Source organism: Flavobacterium sp. (assembly GCF_003525665.1).
GTDB lineage: Bacteria > Bacteroidota > Bacteroidia > Flavobacteriales > Flavobacteriaceae > Flavobacterium.
Genome location: NZ_DQDX01000029.1, coordinates 833 through 3,546 on the forward strand (window position 1 = coordinate 833; position 2,714 = coordinate 3,546).

At 34.5% G+C, this 2,714-nt stretch carries 2 protein-coding genes and 1 pseudogene; 1 reads left to right on the plus strand and 2 read right to left on the minus strand.

Translation table 11 applies throughout. The features are described 5' to 3' along the window. The first annotated feature begins 291 nt into the window (after positions 1-291). Entirely contained in the window at positions 292-1,041 is a 750-nt protein-coding gene (locus DIU01_RS01960) for a UDP-2,3-diacylglucosamine diphosphatase (RefSeq protein ID WP_290831582.1), read from the plus strand. Here the strand turns inward: DIU01_RS01960 and DIU01_RS01965 are convergent. Both DIU01_RS01965 and DIU01_RS01970 read right to left on the minus strand, forming a co-directional pair. Next, the gene (locus tag DIU01_RS01965; protein WP_290831583.1) at positions 1,038-2,306 is read right to left on the minus strand and encodes an MFS transporter; all 1,269 of its coding nucleotides are present in this window, start codon (positions 2,304-2,306) and stop codon (positions 1,038-1,040) included. The genes DIU01_RS01960 and DIU01_RS01965 overlap by 4 nt on opposite strands. 70 nt (positions 2,307-2,376) lie before the next feature. Further along, a pseudogene (locus DIU01_RS01970) lies at positions 2,377-2,714 on the minus strand (single-stranded-DNA-specific exonuclease RecJ); the annotation flags it as partial.

The window sequence follows — 2,714 nt, forward strand, 5'->3', positions numbered from 1 at the left end:
AAGGCAATTGAAAAAAGGATTTTCACGACAATCCGGGCTATCTATTGATGGTGATTGATTATTTATAAACTTTTGGGCAATCATTTTTTTGAGAAGTATAATTTAAGAATTCCATCCATTTTTGTCATTTCGAGGAACGAGAAATCACACAAGTCACTAGCGAAATGCGATTTTTATTTACTCATAATGACAAAATATAAAAGTATAGACAATCTTTAAATCTATTTTCTTTACTCTATATTCTATTTTCTATATTCTTTTATCTTTATAAAAAATTACTATTTTTACAAAATGTCAAACAAAAAAATCTATTTCGCATCCGACCAACATTTTGGTGCTCCAACTCCAGAAGCAAGTTTTCCGCGTGAGCAAAAGTTTGTTGCGTGGCTAGATGAAGTGAAAAAAGATGCCGAAGCCATTTTTCTTTTGGGTGATTTATTCGATTTTTGGTTCGAATATCAAACGGTTGTTCCAAAAGGATTTGTTAGAGTTTTAGGAAAATTAGCCGAAATTAGAGACAGTGGAATTCCAATTTATTTCTTCGTAGGAAACCACGATTTATGGATGAACGATTATTTCGAAAAAGAATTGAATATACCAGTTTATCACGACAACAAAGAATTCACATTCAACAATAAAACCTTTTTAATTGGTCACGGCGACGGAAAAGGTCCAGGTGATAAAGGTTACAAACGCATGAAAAAAGTGTTCACCAACCCATTATCAAAATGGATTTTCCGTTGGTTGCATCCTGATATTGGTGTGAAATTAGCACAATATCTTTCGGTTAAAAACAAATTAATTTCGGGTGCCGAAGATGTAAAATATTTAGGTGAAGACAACGAATGGCTGGTTCAATATTCTAAACGAAAACTAGAAACCAAACACTACCATTACTTAATTTTTGGACACAGACATTTACCAATGATTCTTGAAGTTGGAGAAAATGCAAACTATGTAAATCTAGGCGATTGGATTAGTTATTTTACTTATGGCGTTTTTGATGGAGAAAAATTTGAGTTAAAAACTTACTCACATTAATCACCATTTTCCAAAGCTTCAACATCTTTTTCTAAATCTAATTTTCTAAAATTGGGTAATGCAATTGCGGTTGTTGTAACCGTTACCAAAGTCATAATTCCGCCGAAAACTACTGCGTTTACAACGCCCATCAGTTTGGCTGTTACGCCACTTTCAAAAGCGCCAAGTTCATTGGACGAACCCACAAATATTGAATTTACAGACGAAACGCGACCTCGCATGTGATCGGGTGTGTGCAATTGTAAAATAGTATTTCGTATTACAACCGAAACGCCATCTACAATTCCGCTAAGGAATAATGCCATGACAGATAGCCAAAAATATTCTGATAATCCGAAAACAATCATACAAATTCCGAAGAGAAATATCGCGGTTAATAATTTTACACCAGCTTTTTTATTCAACGAAATATAAGCCGATAAAACCATGGTTATGATTGCTCCAACAGCTGGCGCGGCACGTAAAATACCGAAACCTTCGGAACCAACTTTGAGAATATCTTGCGCAAATATTGGAAGCAAAGCCATCGCGCCACCAAACAAAACGGCAAACATGTCTAAAGATAGTGCGCCCAAAATGGTTTTGTTTTTAAAAACAAATTTCACTCCTTCTTTCAAACTTTGGAATATAGGTTCGCCAATTTTTGGGTTCAAAATAGGTTTTGCTGCAATTTGTGTTAGAAGAAGTAACGCCATCAACGAGAATCCAAAAACCAAACACATAGACCAATGAACACCCATAAAACTGATTGAAAATCCGGCTAAAGCTGGACCAAACATCGCGCCCATTTGCCACACAGAACTACTCCAAGTAGAAGCGTTTGGATAGACTTTTTTGGGAACAATTAATGATAAAAGTGAGAAAACGGTTGGTCCAATAAATGAACGAACTAATCCGCCAAGGAAAACCAAAGCGTAAATTATATATAAGGTTGTGTTTAATGAAAGATTGGCGGTTATGGACGGAACGGTTATTAAAAACAAGCCTAAGCTAACGACCGAAAATCCTAAAATGCATTTTATTAAAAGACTTTTTTTCTCGCTTTGATCTACAATATGACCTGCAAATAACGCCATTGCAACGGCTGGAATAATTTCCATCAAACCAATGATTCCTAATGAAAGAGGATCTTTTGTCAAGCTATAAACTTCCCATTCGATAATTACAAACTGCATTGACCAAGCAAAAACCATTGCAAATCGCATCAATAAAAAGAAATTAAATTCCTTAAATCGTAATGCTGCATACGGATCATTTTTTTTCATAAAACTTATTTAGAAGTCCTTTTATTAGCGACTGCAAAAGTAAATAAAAATTATCGCATCAATTCTAGAATTAACTTTTCAAATCTTTTATTCGAAGTTGCACGGTTACATTTCCGTTAAATTCATTTTCGTCAATGCAATAAACGGCGTCGAATGGTTTTTGATTGCTAACCGATTCTAATTTTTTACCTAATCCAAAACCAATCGCTCCAAAACCTTCTGAGTTATTCTGTTTTATAAATAATTTTAGATGTTCGTCGTCTTTGCCTAAAGGTTTGGCATAACCAGTATCTTTTATGTTTTTAGACATGAAAGTTGGTGTCATATTTTGCGGACCAAAAGGTTCAAACTGGCTCAATATTCGAATTAATTTCGGATTGATATCGGCAAAATCAATTTCGGCATCCA

Coding starts and splice junctions, on each gene's coding strand:
- DIU01_RS01965 (WP_290831583.1), bottom strand. CDS start 2,306: ATGAAAAAAAATGATCCGTATGCAGCATTACGATTTAAGGAATTTAAT.
- DIU01_RS01960 (WP_290831582.1), top strand. CDS start 292: ATGTCAAACAAAAAAATCTATTTCGCATCCGACCAACATTTTGGTGCT.